Annotated in this window: 17 protein-coding genes; 11 read left to right on the top strand and 6 right to left on the bottom strand. The window is 53.5% G+C overall.

Features of this window, described 5'->3' with window-relative positions:
- The first annotated feature begins 31 nt into the window (after window positions 1-31).
- On the top strand, window positions 32-1,171 hold the full coding sequence (gene bglB / locus MYB54_RS04165; RefSeq protein ID WP_010681611.1) for a beta-galactosidase BglB: 1,140 nt from the start codon (window positions 32-34) through the stop codon (window positions 1,169-1,171).
- A gap of 365 nt (window positions 1,172-1,536) precedes the next feature.
- On the opposite strand, the gene MYB54_RS04170 is transcribed toward bglB, so the two are convergent.
- Window positions 1,537-2,283, bottom strand: a complete 747-nt coding sequence (locus MYB54_RS04170; protein WP_248721547.1) for an SDR family oxidoreductase — start codon at window positions 2,281-2,283, stop codon at window positions 1,537-1,539.
- 8 nt (window positions 2,284-2,291) lie between these two features.
- Window positions 2,292-3,275 (bottom strand): MBL fold metallo-hydrolase, encoded by a 984-nt coding sequence (locus MYB54_RS04175; RefSeq protein WP_205531974.1) that lies wholly within the window; start codon window positions 3,273-3,275, stop codon window positions 2,292-2,294.
- Window positions 3,276-3,477: 202 nt separating this feature from the next.
- On the opposite strand from MYB54_RS04175, the gene queE reads away from it, so the two are divergent.
- Window positions 3,478-4,149 (top strand): 7-carboxy-7-deazaguanine synthase QueE, encoded by a 672-nt coding sequence (queE, locus tag MYB54_RS04180; RefSeq protein WP_039285249.1) that lies wholly within the window; start codon window positions 3,478-3,480, stop codon window positions 4,147-4,149.
- Window positions 4,150-4,233: 84 nt separating this feature from the next.
- On the opposite strand, the gene queD is transcribed toward queE, so the two are convergent.
- Window positions 4,234-4,596 (bottom strand): 6-carboxytetrahydropterin synthase QueD, encoded by a 363-nt coding sequence (gene queD / locus MYB54_RS04185; protein WP_010309068.1) that lies wholly within the window; start codon window positions 4,594-4,596, stop codon window positions 4,234-4,236.
- Window positions 4,597-4,690: 94 nt separating this feature from the next.
- Window positions 4,691-6,025, bottom strand: a complete 1,335-nt coding sequence (locus tag MYB54_RS04190; protein WP_248721548.1) for a glycoside hydrolase family 28 protein — start codon at window positions 6,023-6,025, stop codon at window positions 4,691-4,693.
- A gap of 574 nt (window positions 6,026-6,599) precedes the next feature.
- On the opposite strand from MYB54_RS04190, the gene MYB54_RS04195 reads away from it, so the two are divergent.
- A complete protein-coding gene (locus tag MYB54_RS04195) occupies window positions 6,600-7,892 on the top strand; it encodes an ABC transporter substrate-binding protein (RefSeq protein WP_248721549.1) in 1,293 nt (430 codons plus the stop codon).
- 82 nt (window positions 7,893-7,974) lie between these two features.
- Here MYB54_RS04195 and MYB54_RS04200 read toward each other — a convergent pair whose 3' ends face one another.
- Both MYB54_RS04200 and MYB54_RS04205 read right to left on the bottom strand, forming a co-directional pair.
- Complete coding sequence (locus MYB54_RS04200) at window positions 7,975-9,654, bottom strand: hypothetical protein (protein WP_248721550.1); 1,680 nt, start codon at window positions 9,652-9,654, stop codon at window positions 7,975-7,977.
- 214 nt (window positions 9,655-9,868) lie between these two features.
- Entirely contained in the window at window positions 9,869-10,609 is a 741-nt protein-coding gene (locus MYB54_RS04205) for an EAL domain-containing protein (protein ID WP_014916474.1), read from the bottom strand.
- Between the two features lie 543 nt (window positions 10,610-11,152).
- Between MYB54_RS04205 and MYB54_RS04210 the strand changes: the two genes are divergently transcribed.
- The 8 genes from MYB54_RS04210 (at window position 11,153) to MYB54_RS04245 (ending at window position 22,033) form a co-directional block, all read left to right on the top strand.
- Window positions 11,153-12,877, top strand: coding sequence for a PilZ domain-containing protein (locus MYB54_RS04210; protein ID WP_104209396.1), 1,725 nt, complete (start codon window positions 11,153-11,155; stop codon window positions 12,875-12,877).
- Window positions 12,878-13,166: 289 nt separating this feature from the next.
- Window positions 13,167-14,996: an NADPH-dependent assimilatory sulfite reductase flavoprotein subunit gene (gene cysJ, locus MYB54_RS04215; protein WP_104212857.1), complete on the top strand. Its 1,830-nt coding sequence runs from the start codon at window positions 13,167-13,169 to the stop codon at window positions 14,994-14,996.
- Window positions 14,996-16,729 carry an assimilatory sulfite reductase (NADPH) hemoprotein subunit gene (cysI, locus tag MYB54_RS04220; protein ID WP_205591827.1) on the top strand — a complete coding sequence of 578 codons (1,734 nt, stop codon included), beginning with the start codon at window positions 14,996-14,998 and terminating at the stop codon, window positions 16,727-16,729. The genes cysJ and cysI overlap by 1 nt, the downstream gene beginning before the upstream one ends.
- Window positions 16,730-16,741: 12 nt before the next feature.
- Window positions 16,742-17,476 (top strand): phosphoadenylyl-sulfate reductase, encoded by a 735-nt coding sequence (locus tag MYB54_RS04225; RefSeq protein WP_039283058.1) that lies wholly within the window; start codon window positions 16,742-16,744, stop codon window positions 17,474-17,476.
- A gap of 307 nt (window positions 17,477-17,783) precedes the next feature.
- Window positions 17,784-19,346: an ABC transporter substrate-binding protein gene (locus tag MYB54_RS04230; protein ID WP_248721551.1), complete on the top strand. Its 1,563-nt coding sequence runs from the start codon at window positions 17,784-17,786 to the stop codon at window positions 19,344-19,346.
- A gap of 10 nt (window positions 19,347-19,356) precedes the next feature.
- Window positions 19,357-20,229 carry an ABC transporter ATP-binding protein gene (locus tag MYB54_RS04235; RefSeq protein ID WP_248721552.1) on the top strand — a complete coding sequence of 291 codons (873 nt, stop codon included), beginning with the start codon at window positions 19,357-19,359 and terminating at the stop codon, window positions 20,227-20,229.
- Window positions 20,226-21,098, top strand: coding sequence for an ABC transporter ATP-binding protein (locus tag MYB54_RS04240; protein ID WP_205594605.1), 873 nt, complete (start codon window positions 20,226-20,228; stop codon window positions 21,096-21,098). The genes MYB54_RS04235 and MYB54_RS04240 overlap by 4 nt, the downstream gene beginning before the upstream one ends.
- Window positions 21,092-22,033: an ABC transporter permease gene (locus MYB54_RS04245; RefSeq protein ID WP_039466026.1), complete on the top strand. Its 942-nt coding sequence runs from the start codon at window positions 21,092-21,094 to the stop codon at window positions 22,031-22,033. Before MYB54_RS04240 ends, MYB54_RS04245 begins: the two co-directional genes overlap by 7 nt.
- Window positions 22,034-22,084 lie beyond the last annotated feature (51 nt).

Genomic DNA, 22,084 nt, shown 5'->3' on the forward strand with positions numbered 1-22,084 from the left:
GTTAACTGATAACTCAATTGGATGAATGACTATGACCGTATTCAGTGTAAAACATAGCCCGCTTTTACGTCAGCCAGAACGCTTCATCTCCCGCGAGGATCTGAAGGCGCTGATTTGCCGTATCACCGACAATCTGGTGAATATTGAGGATAAAACCGGTGAGTTTTTGTTACGGCTGGACGATGGTCGGGTAATTGATACCAAAGGTTGGGCGGGTTGGGAATGGACGCACGGCATCGGGCTGTACGGGATTTACCAGTATTACCAGCAGACGGGCGACGAGCAGATGCGAGCTATCATCGACGACTGGTTTACCGAGCGTTTGGCGGAAGGTACGCCGACGAAGAACGTGAACACTGTGTGCCCGTTCCTGACGCTGGCTTATCGCTATGAAGAAACGGGCGATGCACGCTGGCTGCCGTATCTGGAGCGCTGGGCGGAGTGGGTGATGTATGAAATGCCGCGCACGGATAAGCAGGGCTTGCAGCATATTGTTTATAACAACGAAAACCATCAGCAGTTGTGGGACGACACGCTGATGATGAGCGTGCTGCCGCTGGCGAAAATCGGCAAGCTGTTAAACCGGCCGGAGTTTGTGGAAGAAGCCACGTATCAGTTCCTGTTGCACGTGCAATATCTGATGGATCGCGAAAGCGGCCTGTGGTTCCACGGCTGGACGTTCGAAGGGCAGCACAACTACGCCAAAGCACGCTGGGCGCGTGGTAACAGTTGGCTGACGATCGTCATTCCTGAATTTATTGAACTGCTGGATCTGCCGGAGCATAACGCGACGCGTCGCTTCCTGTTGCAGGTGCTGGAAAGCCAGATTGAAGCCTTGGCGAAATATCAGGATGACAGCGGCCTGTGGCACACGCTGATCGACGATCCGAATTCGTACCTTGAAAGTTCGGCAACCGCCGGTTTTGCCTACGGTATTTTGAAAGCGGTGCGCAAGCGCTACGTCGACCCGAGCTACGCTGAGGTGGCGGAGAAAGCGATTCGTGGCGTGATTAATCACGTCAATAAGGACGGCGAGCTAACGCAGGTATCGTTCGGCACGGCGATGGGCAACGATCTGGATTTCTACCGCAACATCGCGCTGACCTCCATGCCGTACGGCCAGGCAATGGCGATCCTGTGTCTGGCGGAATATCTGCGGGTCTATTTGTAATTGGATTAACGCGAGCGTTGCCTCTTAGTCATATCGGTTATGCTGGCTAAGGGGCAGTTTCGTGCGCCACACCGTCGCTATTCATATGCGATACCGTATACGCGCCCGACGCAGGGCGCTCAGTCGCCGCCGCCCTGCGAACCCAGGCTTCCGGCTAAATTATGCCGCTGCGCGGTTCCATCGGTGTTCTTGACCGCTAGTCGAGCCGCCAGTGACGCGTTCCCGACGCGGCACTGGCTTTCGCGACGTCCTGTCGCTCACTCGGCGGCCAAGCCCACCGCTGCATAATTTTTACGCCGGATAACGGCAAAACCCATAATAACTCGCAGCATTTGTGTATAAGAACCGAAGGTAGAAAGGATGCTTTATTTGCCGCCAGCTAAATCGATAAAATTCCCTGTGACATAGGACGCCTCGTCCGATAACAGCCAGCCTATTGCCTGTGCGACTTCCATCGGGTGGCCGCCCCGTTTCATGGGGAGCGAGTGCTTGATGCGATCGACCCTTGCCGGTTCGCCGCCGTCAGCATGCATATCGGTATAGATAAAACCGGGACGCACGGCGTTAACTCGAATGCCCTGATCGGCAACCTCCAGCGATAAGCCAATCGTCAGCGTATCAAGCGCGCCTTTTGATGCCGCATAATCAATATATTCATGCGGTGAACCCAGTCGGGCAGCGGCGGATGACACGTTGACGATAGCCCCGCCTTTTCCGCCATGACGGAACGCCATACGCTTGACCGCTTCCCGGGCACAGAGAAAACTGCCCACCGTGTTGGTGGCAAAAATATCGTTAAGCCGCACGGCATCAAGCTGTTCAATAGTGGCTTGAGGTTTCAGCATCGCGGCGTTATTCACCAGACCGGTGAGGCAGCCAAGTTCTTTATCCGTCCGCTTAAAAAGCTCGATAACCTGCTCTTCGTCGGCGATATCGACCTGAACGGCAATTGCCGTCCCGCCACTTGCGCGAATCTCGTCGAGAACGCTATTCGCACTATCCTGCTGGGTGCGGTAGCTGATGCAAACCTTGTGGCCTTTTCCTGCCAGATAGCACGCGGTTGCGCGGCCAATGCCGCGCGAACCGCCAGTAATTAACGTAATGAACGCCATTCTGATACCTAGTTCTTTAACCCTGCCACGCTGTAATTCGCCGGAAGCCAGCGGTAGCCGTTGGTGGTGCCGTTGCGTTCCAGGCGTGTACCCACGTGGCCGATGCCGGGGAAGGGCAGGTGAGCGCCAGCAACCCAATAACCCTGACTGGCGGCGTCGGCCAGCGCTTTATTACGGGATTCCGTCGCCTGATCCATATTTGAGTCAAAGCTGATGGTGGTGGCCGGTAAGCTCATTTGCACCGCTTCCGCATGAATGATGTCTCCCCATGCCAGCAGTTTTTTGCCTTCGCTCTCGATCAGAAAAGACGTGTGCCCCGGTGTATGTCCCGGACTCGGAATCGCGGTGATGCCGGGTAATAATACGGCTTGCTGAGCTGGGAACGTTTTCAGCTTGTTCTCTTTGCGAATGACATCAAAGGTACTTTGCACGCGTTGGAACGCGGATTTTCTATTCTCTGGTGCGTTCTTCAGATTATCCGGGCTGAGCCAGAAGTCGGTTTCTGGCTGGCTGACATACACGGTAGCATTCGGGTAGCTGAGTTTATTGTCCTGCACCAGACCACCAAAATGGTCGCCGTGCAGGTGGGTCATCAATACGGTATCGACCTGTTCAGGTTTGTAGCCCGCCGCAATCAGGTTCGGCAGCACTTTTCCGACTGTAGGGTTGCTCTGCTTGCCGTTACCGGTGTCGATTAGAATCAGGTGTTTGCCGGTATTGACCAAATAGGCGTTGATAGAGGTTTCCACCTGCGGTGTCAGCGCTTTTTCTGCCAGCAGTTCGGTGATTTTTTCCGGAGGAGTGCGTTGTAACAGCTTATCCATCGACATGGTATTGGTGCCGTCAGACAGTGCGGTAATTTCGAACTGGCCCAGCATCATGCGGTAATAGCCCGGCTGTGTTTTAATCTGCGCGATATCCTGCGCCTGAGTAAATGCAGGCACAAAGGCACACGAGACGAGTAATAGGGCTAGAGGTTTCAATAACTTCATTGATTATTGTCCTTGTTAATAATGAAACGTATGAAAGCAGGTGAAGTGGTAACAACAGATTGATTATGACGCACGGGGCAAATTACTCAACTGTCCCTGATGTAGTGTGTTCCAGCCGGATTTGCTAGCGCATTGCTGACGTCCTGCAACGCGAATGATTTAGGGTATACTGCATTTTTAAGTGAGAGAGACAGTGAAAACCATGCAGTACCCGATTAATGAAATATTCCAGACGTTACAGGGCGAAGGCTATTTTACCGGTGTGCCGGCGGTGTTTGTGCGCCTGCAAGGCTGCCCGGTCGGCTGTAGCTGGTGTGATACCAAACATACCTGGGACAAGCTGGCAGAGCGGGAAACCTCATTGGATCAGGTGCTGGTAAAAACGGAAGAAAGCGATGCCTGGGGTGCGGCGAGTGCAGACGACATTCTGGCGCTGATGGTGCAGCAAGGCTACACGGCGCGCCACATTGTGATCACTGGTGGTGAACCCTGCATCCACGATTTGGCACCGCTAACGCTACAGCTGGAAAAGCAGGGCTTTAGTTGCCAAATCGAAACCAGCGGCACCCATGACGTGCGCTGTTCGCCAAAAACCTGGGTGACGGTATCGCCGAAAGTGAATATGCGCGGCGGTATGAAAGTGCTCGATCAGGCGCTGCAACGGGCGGATGAAATAAAACATCCGGTGGCGCGTGAGCGTGACATTGAGGCGTTGGATGCATTACTGGCGAGGCTTGATGATGATAAGCCGCGGATTGTGGCGCTACAGCCGATCAGCCAGAAAGACGATGCGACTAAGTTGTGTATCGAGACCTGCATCGCCCGCAACTGGCGGCTGTCTATGCAGACACATAAGTACCTGAATATCGCCTGATATTCATTTACTGATAATAGCGACCGATCGTAGCGGCGTGAGGGAGGGATGCTCACGCCAGACTACAGCACCACCACTTCTTTGTTACTCGCCTTTATAGACGCAGCCAGCGGTGCAGGTTTCTTTTACCATGACCGCGCTGAGCAGCGGTAATGTCGGCTTCAACTGGTGCCAGATCCAGTGTGCCAGCACTTCGCTGGTCGGGTTTTCCAGACCGGGGATCTCATTCAGATAGTGATGATCCAATCGTTCCCACGTAGGTTTGAACGCGGCTTTCAGCTCGGAGAAATCCATCACCCAGCCGGTATACGGATCCACTTCACCGGTAATTTCCAGTCTCACCATGAAAGAGTGCCCATGCAGCCGTCCGCATTTGTGGCCGTCTGGTACGTGAGGCAGATGATGCGCGGCTTCAAACTGAAAATCTTTAAAGAGTGTAGTGACCATAGCGATGTTCCCGGTGTCGTTCTGAAAAAGGAGCTCTCAGAACATAGTATGCAAAAAACCGTCGCATACTACCCGAAAGTGTCGTTTGAATCACTTATTCTTCCTGCTGCACGATCGCGGCGTGATGCCAGCCGGAAGGCAGCGGATCGGGACGGTGGATCGTCATGTGGCTGGTGGTCAGGTTCAGCACGCCACGGGCAAAGATCGCGGGCATGCCGCCTGGATAATAGTCGACACCGAAGGCGCGACCTGTCGCCGGATCGACCCGATACGCATTATCCAGCCCCATACCCGTCGGGCGTTCTGGATTGCAGGGCGGACGCACATCGTACATGCCCTGTTCCGGCGAGTCGCTCTGCCGCTGTTCGAGATGCACAGCATGGAAATGGATATCCCGAATGTAGCCTGCGGGCGTGCTATGCAGGTTAATCGCTCCCTCGCTGACACCGGCGATCTGGGAAAACTGTACCGCTTCGATCCGACCCGGCTCAATGGTGGGATCGCGATAGCGCACGGAGATAAAGATCGGATCGGCTTTTCCCCAGTGGCACGGATGCGCGGCGACGCACTGGAACGTGATGTTGCTGAACTGTAGGCGTCGGAACGCGCCGCCATCGCGTGAGATCAGGCCGATCGCACGGTTGGTATCGTAAATGGCGCAGTTGCTGACGGAAATGTCTTCGATATCGGCAAAGGTTTCGGTGCCAATCTTCAGGGCGCAGCTCTTGGATCGTAACAGACAATTGCTGATGACGACCTGCTGCACCTTACGTTGCAGATGGGGCGGCTTATGAGTAGTTTTGATGCACAGCGCATCGTCGGCGGCGCTCAGCGAGCAGTTGCTGATTTGCACCTGCTGACAGCTGTCGAGATCCAGCGCATCGGTATTTGCCATGCTCAGATCGTTATCAATCGTCAGCCGTTCGACGATGATGTGGCGACAGCTGACCAGATGCACAGTCCACATCGGGGCGTGTTCAATCGTAAAATCACACAGGCGGACGTGTTCGCAATCCTCAAAGACCACAATGCGCGGGCGATGTTGTGCAGGCAGGCGATAGCCTTGATCGTCGGGCTCTGCAGAGAAATAGGCGTCGGCATTTCCCATGATCTTACCCTGACCGCAGATCGTGATATTGCGCTGTTGGTAGGCATAAAGAAACGCGCGGTGCGACAGCTCGGCCATGCTGATCGTGGTAGCCTGCGCAAACTGTTCATAGTCACCGCTGACGATGAGCACAGCCCCCGCCTCCAATTGCAGACAAAAATTGGAAGGCAGCAGTAATCCCCCTAATAGATAGCGCCCCGGTTCCACCGTCAGCGTGCCGCCACCCTGTGCCGCAATCCGATCGATAGCCTGCTGAAAAATGGCGGTATCCGGCGTGATGCCGTCGGCAGCGGGGGAGTATGACTGAATAGAGTGCTTCATCGCGTTATCCTATCTGATCGAGCCTGCTCCGATTGCAGCACGTTTGCTGGCCTTTGGCTGTGGCTGACGTGATGAAATCTGCGGAGGTTGGAGCGGGCTTCACAGCGCACGGCGCGCGGCGCAAGAAAATGTGAAAGGCATAACGAAGAGGGCGAGGTGGCGCGTTATGCCATGTGTGTTTCATCACACTTTTACGCCGCTTTTTCTCTTTTGCCGCGTGCATGGAGTGGTTTTGTTGTTTTTGTGTTTCTTATTTGTGAATTAAATCTCTTTTTGGTGTGGTGCGTCGGTTAAGGATGTGAGGCACCTCCCTGCCGCGTCACATAGGGCTCACGCCGTGTGGTTGAAACGCCCGCTAACGCGGTCAGTCATCCGCATTTCTTCCGTCAGCCCCGCAAATCACACGTTTTCCCGCCGTGCTGACTAGCGCGATAAAAAGGGTTCTGCCTATCTTGTCAGAGTCGAGAAATGGTTTGATTCACGGCTATGTACCTGACCTGCTTTCTCATCTATATCGTCACACCAGTACGCCAGACACACGCACAAACACAATAATAATGTCGTTGGGGGAAAAATGAGATTACCTGGACTGATTGTCATCGCCTTCTCTGCGCTCTGTTCGTTCGCGCAGGCTGCTGAACCCGTAGAATTACGCCTCTCCTGGTGGGGAGGAAACAGCCGCCATCAGGCGACCTTGACCGCGCTGGAAGCGTTTCAGAAAAAGTATCCACACATCAGCGTGAAACCAGAATACACCGGTTGGGACGGGCATTTATCCCGCCTGACGACGCAGATTGCCAGCGGTGAAGAACCGGATGTGCTACAGGTCAACTGGAACTGGCTGCCGATTTTTTCCAAGACTGGCACCGGTTTTTATGACCTGAATAAGCTGACCGATACGCTGAAATTACAGGATTTCCCCGAAGATGCGCTGAAACCCGCGACGATTGACGGCAAAGTGAACGCGATTTCCACTTCGCTGAATGCGCTGGTGATGTATTACAACACGGAAACCTGGAAGAAGACCGAACTGCCGTATCCCACCACCTGGGATGAGCTGTTCCATGCCGGCAAGGTGTTTAAAGAGAAACTGGGCGATAACTATTTCCCCATTGCTTCACCTGCGCAGGACAGCGGTGAAGGCATGCTGGAACTGATCAACTATTACATGACGCAGAAGTATCAGATCGGCATGATCGATGAAAAGAACAAACGCTTTAACTACAGCGAGGCGCAGTGGATCGAGGCGTTTCGCTTCTATAAGCGTTTGATCGACGAGCATGTGATGCCGTCTTCGAAGTATTACAACGCGTTCGGTAAAGTCGGAATGTATGAAACACGCCCCTGGATTAACGGGGAATACGGTGGGGCACATCTGTGGATTTCGGTTGTGAAGAAATACGCCGATCCGCTGGCGGCACCCAGTAAGCTCGAACTAGGCCCGTACATCATGACGCCGGGATCGGATAACTCCGGGCAGTTCTTCAAACCGTCGATGCTGTTTGCCATCAGTAAAAATACCAAGCACCCGAAAGAAGCGGCGCTGTTGTTGAATTATCTGATGAACGATCCTGAAGGCGCGCTGCTAATGGGCACCGAGCGCGGCATTCCGCTCAGCCGTATCGCCAGACAAGCGCTGGAAGAAAAGCAGAAACTGGATACCAACGATCTGTCGGTTGCCGGGCTCTCGATGGCGCTAGAAAAACCGATGCAAACGCCGGTGTCCTCGTATCTTGAAGATCCACAGCTGGCCAGCCTGATCCTGCAAACCATCGAACAGCTCGACTATGGCAAGAAGAGCGTGGAAGAATCGGCGAAAAACTTCAGCAATTCAGGCGATCGCATTCTGAAACGGGTGATTCGCTAGCAAGCGGCTGACTCAGATCGTTATTGATTATGTTCGTTATTGATTACGTTCGTTATTGATTAATGTAGGGATTGCCGGTGCGTTACGTGAGTTCAGCCAACTGCTGTTGCAGGCTATCGGCTAACGCGCGTGGACGCCCGGCATCAAACATCACATGCAGGCTCACCGGATAATCTCGGTGTTGCAGGCAGAAATCCTCCATTTCATGCCCAATCCCGTACAGCGCCTGAATATTGGTTTTGGCGATTTCCCGCAGCGTCCAGTTATTCTCCACCTGTTTGCAGTAGTGCAGCGTAAAGAAGGCTTTCTGCGCGTGAACAAAGGCGCGGCAATACAGCGTCAGCCCGCGCCATTCCTGCTGCCAGCGCTGTCTGAGCGCGTCAGGCATCGCGTGTTCGCGGGAGAATTGCAGTGCGGCCTGCTGGCACTGTTCCGCCAGCTGCCAGGCGGCATCTTTCTCTTTCGCAATGTGATAGAGATTCTGTGAAGCCAGCTCTGCATGCTGCGGATCGAACGTAATATCCTGACCGGAACCCGGCAGCCAGTGGTTACGGTTGAGCTGACCGTACAGGCTCCAGATCGCCTGACCAAAGCTGGTCGGTAGCAGGCTGTGGCGATGGAAAACATGGTGGCGTGCGTATAGCGACAGAGAAATGGCCTGGTGAGCCTGTTCCAGCAAGGCGAGCATCGCATGCAGCACGGCATCGTCCGGCTGCCATTGGTAGCGCGTCATCAGCCACTGTGCGAACAGCGTGCTTTCATTTGCCGCTGCGATCTGGTTAGTCAGGAGTCGCGCACAGGCAAACAACGTAAATTCGCTGAGCGTGCCGATCACGCTGTGATTATCCACCCCTTCCCAACTGATGCGGCACAGCGTGCTGACAATCGCGGGATTTTTCTCTCGACACCACAGCAGCCGCCCTTGCACCTCGGTGTAGCGCAGGAAGGGGAGATTGCCCCAGCCGACTTCTTCGCCAGCCAGATCCAGCTCAACCCAGACTTCACGCCCGCTGACGTCCAGCAGTGCGGGGTTATTGGGAAACTCCGGCCAGAAGCGTTCCGGCGTGACTTTAATGGCGACGGAGACCGATTCTGGCAGCGTGCGAATGGCGTTCAGGACATTACCGATATCCTGATGGCTGGCGGGAAACGCACGTAATACCAGATGGCGCTGGTGGTAGTGCATCACGCGGGCGACGGCGGAGAATAGACGGTGATAGATCTGCTCGCTGTCGGCGTTGGTCGGCCAGAGCGTGGTAACGGGAGCGATACCGTTGATCGCATCGCCGGAGGGGGCAGAAAAGCGCAGCAGGCTATCGCTGTTGGAGATCGCCAGCAGCAGGCCGCTCAGCCTCGGGATCTGCTGCATCAGCAGTTCGACTTTGGCGGCAAGGTAGTCGCACCAAAAATCGGTATCCATGCGGAGGCTATGTTTGTTGTCCAGTAATTCCGGGTGATGAAGCAGTAAATCTGTGGGAAAGGACAGCTCTTTGCATTGCAGATATAGCGCTAACCCCTGTTCACGGCAGTGCGCCGCGACCTGATTCAGGTAAACACAGCGGGAACGCTGCTGGCTGCTGATGCGATCGTCAAAACGTGCGTTATTGTAGGCTTCCGGCGTCACCAGCTTATCCAGTAAATCCGCGGCACCCAGCACCAGCGTATTGAAACCCTGTTCACGGGCGTAATCGACGACCGAGATGACCTGTTGCCAGTGCCAAATATCCTGCGTATTAAGTTCCAGCGCGCGTCGTTGCCACATCGTTTTTCTCCCGTTGCCACTGGCGTGAGTATCGCATTGATGTGCTATCGCAAAGGATAAATTCCTGCGGCGAACGCCAGAAATGTGAGCCTGTTCGCTAATCGCGATCGTCTAAGGCGTTGTTGGCGTGGCATTTATTGTGGGAGTGGGGATCACGGATTGATTATGATGCGTTAACCCGCGAGAGGCAGAGCAGAGAAATCGAGGATGCCCGCTAAAAGCCTTCCAGCAGCCTTAATTGGCTGAATGTGAGTGGCCGATAGAAGATATATCCTTGAATCCCAATGGGGTGATATTTATTTAACCGGTTCAAATCGGTCGCTTTCTCAACGCCTTCACAGATAATGTTTACGCCAAGAGGAATGAGTTTGTTCAATAAGACTTTTAGTTTTTGTGATTTTGTCTCTTCTTTCCCGATGCCATCGATAATAGAACGATCGATTTTTATGGTATCGAAGTCAAACAAGCTCAGGCTGTCTATTTGTAGATTTCCTGCGCCGAAGTCATCTAATGAAATCATAAAGCCATATTTCTTGGCCTGATTTAAAAAGGGTATCCCGTCTATTAGCTGCTGCCGAGTCGTTTTTTCACTGATCTCTATTTCTATATTCTGTGGGTTAACCTCATGCATGAGGCATTTTTGGTATAACTTTTCCAGATAGGCGGAATTATTAAAAAGTAAATGCGACAGGTTGAATGATATTGTCATGCTACTTTTGTTTTTTATTACCTGACAGACCACATCAAACATAAAGTCTGTCACTTTATCGATGGCTTTACACTCCTCAATTTTATCTATGGTCTGCTGAGTCGATGCTAAAACGCCTTCTGAGTTATAAAACCTGGCGAGGGCTTCATAGCGGAATATTTTATTTTGAGGGAGATGGATAATAGGCTGAAACTCTGCTGTCAGCCTAAGAATTCTTCCATCGATATTCAATGTTGTTGTATTCATTTTACTGATTACTCACCCTCTCCATAGAAATAGGAATTCCACAGCTTTGCTCGTCTGGATTCTACACAGCAATTTGGGATAGTTGGAAATTGTTTTAAATGATCAATTATCTACGTTTAATAGTTTTTAACTATCAACTAAAAAATAATGATCGTTTAAATCTATATTGTCTGTGGGTGTTAATTCTGTTTATTATTATTTAATTGGTTTTTAGTTCCGCTATTTTTTGTTTACTTGGTTTTTTGTTTATTTTTGTTCGTGTTTTAATCAAATTAGCGAGCGAGAGCGAACGTTGTGACTTCATAACATCCTTGTTAGGATGATCAACGATATGAAGATCGTCATGTCGTCATGGTATTAGGGTGAAGAAAATCGCATAAATTAAATCTGAGAGAGGTTTCACTCAGTAAGAATAGTGTTTTTCTCGCGCTTTTAATGTTGTTTAAAAATTTTAATCTTGTGTAAAAATTCGTTTCTATTAAAGGGGAAATCCTTTTTAGATTTTGGGGTATATCACCGTCGCGTTAATAGGTAGATCTTATCGTGGAACACTTTTCTCCTCCTCCCGCTAAAGTGATTAGCGCATTACTGCAACATACCTATGTGATGTCTATCTATGCGAAGGATATGCTATATGCATTGAAAGCAGACGTTGCGGAATTGAATCCGGATAAAAACCGTATCGTGTTGGATGTGGAATACTCAGGCTCGGATATCGACAGATATCTTGCCGATGGTGGTTTGAATTTTGATCTGGAGGCGCTCAAAGGCACGGATAACATCGAACGAGAAACCTACAGTCTTTGTAATATTCCGACCCAATTATTCAAGACGGACAGTATGTTTTATCGTCTGGAGTGTCGTTTGCCAGAATCTGTTTTTGTCACTGAAAACAGGGGGGCGATTCGTATTCCCTTTATTCTTGGCATGCAGGCTCGTGTTCGCATTGAAGTTTATCTACACACGCTTAACGTACCCGGAACCCTGCGTAATTTATCGACCGGTGGATGTCTGGTCGAAATCGATCTGGTTGAGAGTATTGCGATTGAAGTGGGCCAGGATATCCCCGGTATTACGCTGGAATTCCCTAACGGAGAAAGCTTTTATGCCGAGGGGAAAATTCGCCATATACGCCCCTTTGGCAATAATGGCTATGCGGCCGTCGGTATCCAATTTATCCATTTGTCTTCATCCCAGTCCGAAGCCCTACTTCATTACACGAATGAGTCGGAAAGAGAGGCAGCATACCGAACCGGTATGACTGGCAGCATGGTGTATTCGTCTCCGTTGTTCATTCCGGGTACTAAGGAGAAAAATCTGTTGCTGCGAGAAAGTCAGGAGCGAGAGAAGCGTACCCGCCAGACGCCGATGGAACGCGGCGTCATGGAGATTGCCCATCGGCTTCAGATTGGGCTGATGTACATCAAAACGCGCAATCAGCTGCCCGTTGAGATCTTTTATGACTGTGTTGATACCTTGCTGTATATGGTTAAAAAAGATCGAAAGGCTTTTCTGTATGCGCTGTCGTTCCTGCGTGATGAGGCGGACTGGGTCAGGCATGCGGTACAGGTCGCGGGGAAATTGGCCGACATGCTGTTAATTGCCGATCCACACGATCCCTATTTGCGTGAGGCGGTGTTAGGTGCGTTACTCCACACGATGGGCAAACCGCTGTTGGTCAACGCCCGTCTTCCGTCGCTCAAGGTCAATATGAATCCGGTGCAAAAAGCGATCCTTAGCGGTCATGTGGCGGTACTGGGCGCGAAGTTACGTGAGCTAGGCTGGTCGATAAGCCCTACCTGTCGCGATGTGATTGAGAACGCCAACGAGCGTTTGGACGGCAGCGGGTATCCGCAAGGCAAGCGTGCCGAACCATTGTCGCCGTTAGTCCGGCTGGTCTCTGTGATTAAGGCGATTAATAAGCTCAGGCATGCGCGTAATGGTATTTCTCCCCGCACGCCATTGGCCGCCTATCGCAAAATCTATGAGGCTAACGCGGCCTATGATAAGGCTGTGCTGGTCAAATACGTGCAGATTTATGGCCTCTACCCCATCGGCAGTCTGGCGAAATATTCGGGAGGCTTCCTCGGGTGGGTGATGGATATTGATAAAAAGGGTAAGCCTATCGTGGTGCATCTCACCAAGAACCTTCGTTTTCCTGATACCAATATCAGCAGTGTCGTTTCTAATGGCGACTTGCAGCAGGTCGGTAAGCTCGAAAACATCGTTCATCCTGACGATTTCGGCATGAAGGTCCTAAAAATTTAGCGAGTATCGTCTGCACAGAGGGCTGCGTGGCAGCCCTTTTTCCTCATCACATCCTACCGACATTTTTCCCGTAACAGGCATGAAGCGCACGTGCTATCAGGCATAACACTTTAAGCAATAAGGACTATCAGAAAAACCATTTAGTCATTTTGGTTATTTAATATTTCCATCATTTCTTTAATTGTTAAGATGCAGATCGTTACCCTTATCCTCCATTCATCTTTTTATTGCATGTTTTTGTATTAGCGTCGTTGGCTAACAGCACAGGCACAAGGAAACAGAAATCACAATGACTACTCCGGTTTCCCCCACTTCATTGCTTCCGCTGAGTGCGGAGCAATTAACGCGTTTACAGGCGGCAACCGGTGATTTCTCATCGACGCAGCTGGCCTGGCTATCCGGCTATTTCTGGGGGCTGGTACAGCAGCCTGGGAACGTGCAGCCGGGGGCGATCGCCGCTACGGCAACGACGGTATCCGCAGTCACGGTGCCAGTACAAACGATTACGCTGATTTCCGCCTCACAAACCGGCAATGCACGTCGGGTGGCGGAACAGCTACGTGACGATCTGTTGGCAGCCAAGCTGTCCGTCAATCTGGTCAATGCGGGTGATTACAAATTCAAGCAAATCGGGCAGGAAAAACTGCTGCTGATCGTTGCTTCGACGCAGGGGGAAGGGGAGCCGCCGGAAGAAGCCGTCGCGCTGCACAAGTTCCTGCTGTCCAAAAAAGCCCCGGAGATGAAAGACACCGCGTTTGCCGTGTTTGGTCTGGGCGATACTTCCTATGAATTCTTCAGCAAGGCGGGTAAAGATTTCGATAGCCGTCTGGCTGAGTTAGGCGCTGAACGTCTGCTGGATCGCGTGGATGCCGATGTGGATTATCAGGGGCTTGCCGAACAATGGCGACGTCAGCTGGTTGATATTTTGCAGGCGCGGGTGCCAGTTCAGGGTGAAGCCGTCGCGCAAATTGCCGCTCAGGGCGCACTGGATGAAATTACCAGCAGCCCGTACAGCAAATCCTCACCGCTGCATGCCACGTTTGCCGTTAATCAGAAAGTGACCGGGCGTAACTCCGAAAAGGATGTTCGCCATATCGAGATCGACTTGGGCGATTCCGGTTTGCGTTACCAGCCGGGAGATGCGCTGGGCGTGTGGTTCGATAACGATCCTGCGCTGGTGCAGGAATTGCTGGAACTGCTGTGGCTGAAAGGCGATGAATCCGTCAGCGTTGACGGCAAGACGCTGCCACTATCGCAGGCGCTGAAAAGCCACTTTGAGCTGACGCAGAACACCGCGCCGATTGTCGAGAAATACGCGGCACTGTCGCGTAATGAAACGCTGCTGTCGCTGCTGGCCGATAAACCTGCGCTTCAGCAGTTCGCACAGCGCACACCGCTGGTGGATATGGTGCGACAAGCGCCGACGGAACTGACGGCGGAGCAACTGCTGGGTCTGCTGCGTCCGTTGACGCCGCGTCTTTACTCTATTGCTTCCTCGCAGGCGGAAGTCGAAAGCGAAGTGCACATCACCGTTGGCGTGGTGCGCTACGAATACGAAGGCCGCGAGCGCGCTGGTGGCGCTTCCAGCTATCTGGCCGACAGACTGAGTGAAGACGATGAAATCCGCGTCTTCATCGAACATAACGATAACTTCCGTCTGCCTGCGAATGCCGACGCGCCGGTCATCATGATCGGGCCGGGCACCGGAATCGCGCCGTTCCGCGCTTTTATGCAGCAGCGCGATGCCGATGGGGCTGAAGGGAAAAACTGGCTGTTCTTTGGTAACCCACACTTTACGGAAGATTTTCTGTATCAGGTTGAATGGCAGCGTTATGTCAAAGATGGCCTGCTAACCAACATCGACCTGGCCTGGTCGCGCGATCAGGCGCATAAAGTTTACGTGCAGGACAAACTGCGGGAAAAAGGCGCGGAAGTCTGGCGCTGGATTCAGGATGGCGCGCACCTGTACGTGTGTGGTGATGCCAACCGTATGGCGAAAGACGTCGAGCGGGCACTGCTGGATGTGATAGTTGAGCATGGCGGCATGGACAGTGAACAGGCCGATGAGTTTTTAAGCGATCTGCGCCTTGAGCGCCGTTATCAGCGAGATGTGTACTAATGAGTGAAAAATACGTTTTCAGTGAAAAACACCCCGGCCCCTTGGTGGTAGAAGGGAAACTCGCTGATGCTGAGCGCATGAAGACAGAAAGTAACTTTCTGCGCGGCACGATTGCTGAAGACCTGAACGATGGTCTGACCGGTGGTTTCAGGGGCGATAACTTTCTGCTGATCCGTTTCCACGGTATGTATCAGCAGGATGACCGCGATATTCGCGCCGAACGTGCCGAGCAAAAGCTGGAGCCGCGTCATGCGATGCTGCTGCGCTGCCGTCTGCCCGGTGGCGTGATGACGCCAGAGCAGTGGCTGCGAATCGACAAATTTGCGACTGAAAATACGATCTATGGCAGCATTCGCATCACGAACCGCCAGACGTTCCAGTATCACGGCATTCTCAAATCGAACGTGAAACCGGTACACCAGATGCTGAATAGCATCGGGCTGGATGCGCTGGCGACGGCGAATGACATGAACCGTAACGTGCTGTGTACGTCTAACCCGATAGAATCCGAACTGCATCAGCAGGCCTATGAGTGGGCGAAAAAGATTTCTGAGCATCTGCTGCCGCGTACGCGCGCCTATGCTGAGATCTGGATGGATCAGGAGAAAGTCGCCACGACGGATGAAGAGCCGATTTTAGGTTCAACGTATCTGCCGCGTAAGTTCAAAACCACAGTGGTGATCCCGCCGCAGAATGATATCGATCTGCATGCGAACGACCTTAACTTCGTTGCGATTGCCGATAACGGCCGTCTGGTGGGCTTCAACGTGCTGGTGGGCGGTGGACTCTCTATCGCACACGGCGACAAAGAAACTTACCCGCGTACCGCCAGTGAACTGGGCTACATTTCTATTGAGCATACGCTGGCCATTGCAGAAGCGGTGGTGACCACGCAGCGCGATTGGGGTAACCGTACTAACCGTAAAAACGCGAAAACCAAATACACGCTGGAACGCGTAGGCGTAGACAACTTCAAGCAGGAAGTGGAAGCGCGTGCCGGTGTGAAATTTGAAGCGGTGCGCCCGTATGAATTCACCGGACGTGGCGATCGCATCGGTTGGGTAAAAGGCATTGACAATAAATGGCATCTGACGCTGTTTATCGAAAACGGTCGTGTTCTGGATTATCCGGGTCGTCCGTTGAAAACCGGTCTGGCGGAAATTGCCAAGATCCACAAAGGGGATTTCCGCTTAACGGCGAACCAGAATTTGATCATCGCAGGCGTTCCTGCACGTAGCAAAGCGAAGATTGATGCGCTGGCGCGTGAGCACGGCCTGATTGACGACGACGTCAGCGAGCAGCGCAAGAATTCGATGGCCTGTGTGTCGTTCCCGACCTGTCCGCTGGCGATGGCGGAAGCCGAACGCTTCCTGCCGGAGTTCGTCACGAAAGTGGAAGACATCATGCAGCAGCACGGCGTGGGCGATGAGCACATCGTTCTGCGCGTAACGGGTTGCCCGAACGGCTGCGGTCGCGCAATGTTGGCAGAAATCGGTCTGGTGGGCAAAGCGGTGGGGCGTTATAACCTGCATCTGGGCGGGAATCGCGAGGGGACACGCATTCCGCGTATGTATCGCGAGAACATTAATGAAACCGAGATCCTTGCAGAAATGGATCGGCTTATCGGGCTGTGGGCGCAAGATCGCCAGCGGAATGAAGGCTTCGGGGATTTCGTGATTCGCACCAACATCATCAAAGCGGTGCTGGATCCTGCCCGCGATTTTTATGACTGACAGGAGAGCCTGATGGCCGAATTTAACCTTGAGGCGCTCAACGCGTTGCCGAAAGCGGAGCAGGCGGCCGCGCTGGCTGTCGTAAATGGCCAGCTTGAACAGCTGTCGGCGCAGGAAAGAGTGAGCTGGGCGCTGGAGAATCTGCCGGGCGACTATGTGTTGTCGTCCAGTTTCGGCATTCAGGCGGCGGTATCGCTGCATCTGGTGACGCAACAGCGGCCGGATATTCCGGTTATTCTCACGGATACGGGCTATCTGTTTCCTGAAACCTATCAGTTTATTGATGCACTGACGGAACAGCTGAAGCTGAATCTGCAAGTGTACCGCGCGGCTGAATCCCCGGCCTGGCAAGAGGCGCGCTACGGCAAGCTATGGGAGCAGGGTGTGGAAGGCATTGAGCGCTACAACCTGCTGAATAAAGTCGAGCCGATGAATCGGGCGTTGAGCGAGTTAAAGGCGAAAACATGGTTTGCTGGCCTGCGTCGTGAGCAGTCCGGCAGCCGGGGTGAATTGCCGGTGCTGGCGATTCAGCGCGGCATCTTCAAATTCCTGCCGATTATCGACTGGGACAACCGAACGGTGTACCAGTACCTGAAAGAAAACGGCTTGGGTTACCATCCGCTGTGGGATCAGGGCTATCTGTCAGTTGGCGATACGCACACCACCCGTAAATGGGAACCGGGTATGGCCGAAGAAGAAACGCGTTTCTTCGGCCTGAAACGCGAATGCGGTCTGCACGAAGGATAAAAACTCCCCCACAACGAGCGGTAGACCGATCACAAACCCCATGTTCTGCATGGGGTTTTTCATATCTGGCTACGGAGTGCGAACGCGATATTTTACTCGCGTTGTGTTACCTCAACCAGCCGCCCTGTAGCGCCATCCTCTGTTTTTACCTCCCCTCTGTCCTGTCGCAATAAGCGAATTGTCGTCATAACACCGTCATCTTGCAAAGATAGGATTTGGTCAACATTTGATCATTATTTAAACAAGTTCGAGCGTGTTCAGTCGTGGACGCGGCTTGGCGAACCCGCTTACTGAGGGAGTGCCTGACATGAAGAGAACGAGCTTTATCGGTGCGCTGGTGCTGTTTGCTGTTTTCCTCTCTGGTGGCATCGCACTTGCTCAGGAGGACACGCGTCCTGAGTTACGGATCGCGGTTCAGAAAAACCCGGAGACACAGGAACCGGTTGATGCGGCGTCTAATGTCGCTTTCCGCAACAATCCGTCGATCCACGAGACCTTACTGAAGCTCGATATTGATGGTGATTTCTCGGTACAGCCGAATCTTGCGACGGCGTGGAAATGGATCGACGATAAAACGCTTGAAGTGACGCTTCGCAAGGGCGTCATTTTTCATGATGGTCGCGAAATGACGGCGGAAGACGTCGCCTTTTCGTTCGGACCGGAACGTTTGACCGATCCGAAAGCACCCGGTTATCCCACGTATCTGACAAATTTTAGCAGCCTTGATCATGTCGAGGTGGTGGATCCTGATACCGTCCGTTTCGTCACGAAGTTCAAAGATCCGATTTTGTTACAGCGGCTGGCAAGCTATGCCGCTGTGGTGATCAGCAAAGATGCCTGGATGAAGATGGGCAGTGACTGGGCCAAATGGAAGCAGAAGCCGGTCGGCGCAGGTCCATATAAGGTTCTGGAGTCGGTAGCCAATGACCATGTGACGCTGGTGGCGCACGATCGGTATTTTGGCGGCAAGCCGAATGCGAAGCGTGTCATCTTCAGAATGGTGCCGGAAGTCTCATCGCGTATCGCTGGTCTTATCGCAGGGGATTATGACATTGCCACCGATCTGCCGCCGGATCAGCTTGAGATGGTGAACCAGTCGGGTAACGCGAAGATCGTCGGTGGCCCCGTTCCAAACAACCGTATCCTGTTCTTCGACAAATATAACCCCGTACTCAAGGATCCGCGTGTTCGTCAGGCGCTTATCCTGTCGATTGACCGTCAGGCGATTGTGGATTCCATCTGGAACGGACGAACCGTTGTGCCGAATGGTGAGCAGTTCAAAGTGTTCGGTCCTATCTACATGAAGGATCGCCCAAACTACGAATATAACCCTGACAAAGCGCGGCAGCTTTTGAAGGAGGCGGGCTATCACGGTGAACCGATCGCGCTCCGCTCACAAAACAATTACTACACGGCGGAAAACTCGGTGAGTGAAGCCGTGGTGGCGATGTGGCAGGCGGTGGGCGTCAACGCCAGGATGGAATTTGTTGAGCCCGGCAAGCTGTTTGAAAATGCGTCTGGTCGGGCGGTGGGTAACTGGTCCAGCACCGCCGCGATTCCCGATCCCTACGTTTCCGTCTATGCGATGGGGTTCGCAAAGACCGCTGCGCTGGGCACGCAGAAAATCTGGATTAATGACGAGTTTGACCAGCTCGGCGCAAAGCTTGAACCGACGATTGCCCCGGCGGATCGTGCCAGGATCTTCTCCAGGATGTTGGACATTATTGAGTGGAAGGATCCGGGGATTACCGTGCTTTACCAGAACGCCGTCTTCTACGGGGTTTCTAACAAGGTGAAGTGGAAGCCGAAGCCGGTTTTCGCGATGGATCTTGGCCCACAAAATCTCTCCTTTGTTAATGCTGCCAAGTGAGGGTGTCATCATGACTGAATCCATGCTTTCCATTCAAAATCTGAATATCGCCTTTCTCGCGGGGAAAGGCAGAACCACGTCGGTTAAGTCGATATCCTTTGACGTCGGCGAAGGTGAAATTCTGGGAATTGTGGGGGAGAGCGGGTCTGGAAAATCGCTGTCATGCCTCGCGGTGGCCGGCCTTCTGCCCGCTACCGCGCTTGTTTCTGGCTCGGTCACGATTGGCAGCCAAACGTTCGCCGCGTCCGAACTGCATAACGCGCTGGTGGCGAAAAAGCTTCCGCCGATCGGCATGATCTTTCAGGAACCGATATCCTGCCTTAATCCGGTACGTACGGTTGGCGAACAAATCGCTGAGGCTGCGCGCAGTGCGGGACACGCTGTGGAGGAGGCTCGCCAGATTGCGTTACAGATGCTGAAAGACGTCGCTATCGATCAACCAGAGAAGCGCTACCATGACTATCCTTCGCAATTCTCTGGCGGTATGTGCCAGCGTGTGATGATCGCGATGGCACTTGCTTTGGAGCCGAAGCTCGTCATCGCAGACGAACCAACGACGGCGCTGGATGTTACCGTCCAGCAGCAGGTCGTGTCGCTGCTTGTCTCGCTGGTGCGTCGTCGAGGCATTGCCATGATCTTCATCAGCCACGATCTTGACCTGGTCGCGGAGGTCTGCGATCGCATTGCCATTATGTACGGCGGCGAGATCGTGGAGATCGATACGACTGAAAATATCTACGCGCGATCGAACCATCCCTACGCTCAACTGCTGCTGGACGCGATGCCGGGCAGCGGTGAACCGCTAAGCAGACTGGTGGAAATTCCCCAACACTGGCAGCGTGATACGGCGACCTCATCACTCTCTGCGGGGAGCGCGCCATGAGTGTGAACGCGATGGACAGAATGCCTATTCTCGAAGCCCGCGATCTGGATTTCACCTATCATGTTGGGTTTTCGCTGTTGCCGAACCGTCGGGCTGGCAAACAGGCGGTACGCGGCGTGTCTTTATCGCTTGAACAAGGTGAAACGCTCGGTCTGGTCGGCGAATCGGGATCCGGAAAATCGACTCTTGCCGCGCTACTTTGCGGCGATCGCCAGCCTGACCGTGGCACGCTGTCACTCTTTGGCGAGCCATTTTCCCACTATCTCAAACCGAATCGCCGGCGTTTGGCGCGGGTGCTTCAGGTTGTTGCGCAGGATACGCTCGGTGCCTTCGATCCACGTCACACCATTGGTCGGCAGATCGCGGAAGTGCTCTCGATCCACGCTATCGGGTGCAAGAGTGAGTGGCGCGATAGGGCTAAAGCAGCACTTAGCGCTGTCGCTCTCCCCATTACCATGCTGGATCGCTACCCACATCAGATGTCCGGCGGGCAGCGGCAACGCGCGGCTATCGCCCGGGCGCTGGTGGCTGAGCCGAAGGTTTTGCTGTGCGATGAACCTGTCTCGGCGCTGGATGTGTCGGTTCAGGCGCAGGTGCTCAATTTGCTGCTCGATCTTCAAGAGAAGCGCGGTCTTTCGATCTTGTTGATCAGCCACGATGTGCGCGTGGTGCGCCACGTGTCGCATCGGGTCGCCGTGATGCAGGGCGGCGGTGTGGTGGAGAGTGGGCTGACGTCAAGCGTGTTTGCCGAGCCCTCCCATCCTTACACCATAAAACTGCTGGCTGCCGTGCCGAAAGGAAGGCGTCGCTCCATTGCTGCGGATGCTGTACACAGCCGCTCCGTTCTGGTGGAGAGAGCGGCATGCTGAACACCCTGTTTGGCTCAGCGCTGCGTGCGTTATTGACGGTGTTTCTTGCTGTCACCTTTACTTTCGTCATGCTGCGCATCAGCGGTGACCCGATGACGTCGCTCCTCGGTGTCGAAACGCCGCCGCAGGTTATTGACATACTCCGCCAGCAGTGGGGGCTGGATCGCCCCGTGACCGAACAGTATTTCACCTATCTCGGGCGCATCGTGACGGGGGATTTTGGTACATCGCTGCGAAGCGGTCAGGATGCGCTTGCTATGATTATGGAAAAGCTCCCCGCAACGCTGCGGCTTATGGCGGCTTCGCTTGTACTGGCGCTTGCGGTGGGGATTCCGCTGGGTATCGTCGCGGCGCACTATCACGGTAGGATTGTCGACCGCACGGTAATCGGCCTCGCCGTGCTGACGCATTCAATTCCTACCTTCCTGACCGGTATTCTCCTGATCCAGCTTTTCGCCGTACAGTTGCGGATCCTGCCATCGGGGGGAGGTGCGACGCTTGCTCACATGGTGATGCCTGCCCTGGCTATCGGGCTTTACAACGCTGGTGTTATCGCGAGATTCGTTCGCTCAAGCGTACTTGAAGTCATCGGGCAGCGTTATATTCTTGCCGCTCGGGCGAAACGTGTCTCCGAGTGGGGGCTTATCGTCAGGCACGTAATGCCGAACGCGGCACTGCCTCTGCTGACGCTGTTCGGATTCTTGCTCGGCGGAATGATTGGCGGCTCCGCCGTGATTGAAGCGGTATTCGCCTGGCCCGGCGTGGGCCTGCTGCTCATCAATTCTGTTGCTGCCCGCGATGTGGCGGTGGTTCAGGCGATTGTCATTCTCATCACGGTGGCGATGGTCAGCGCCAACCTGTTCGTCGATTTCCTGCATGTGATGATCGATCCCCGCCTGCGCCACTCACAGCGGTCTCGGGGGCGTGTGTCATGACAGATACGTCCTCCGCGTCAAAGATGCCTTCTGGCATATTCGCCCGGTTTC

Origin of the sequence: Pectobacterium nicotianae (assembly GCF_023272715.1) — a bacterium.
Lineage (GTDB): Bacteria > Pseudomonadota > Gammaproteobacteria > Enterobacterales > Enterobacteriaceae > Pectobacterium > Pectobacterium brasiliense.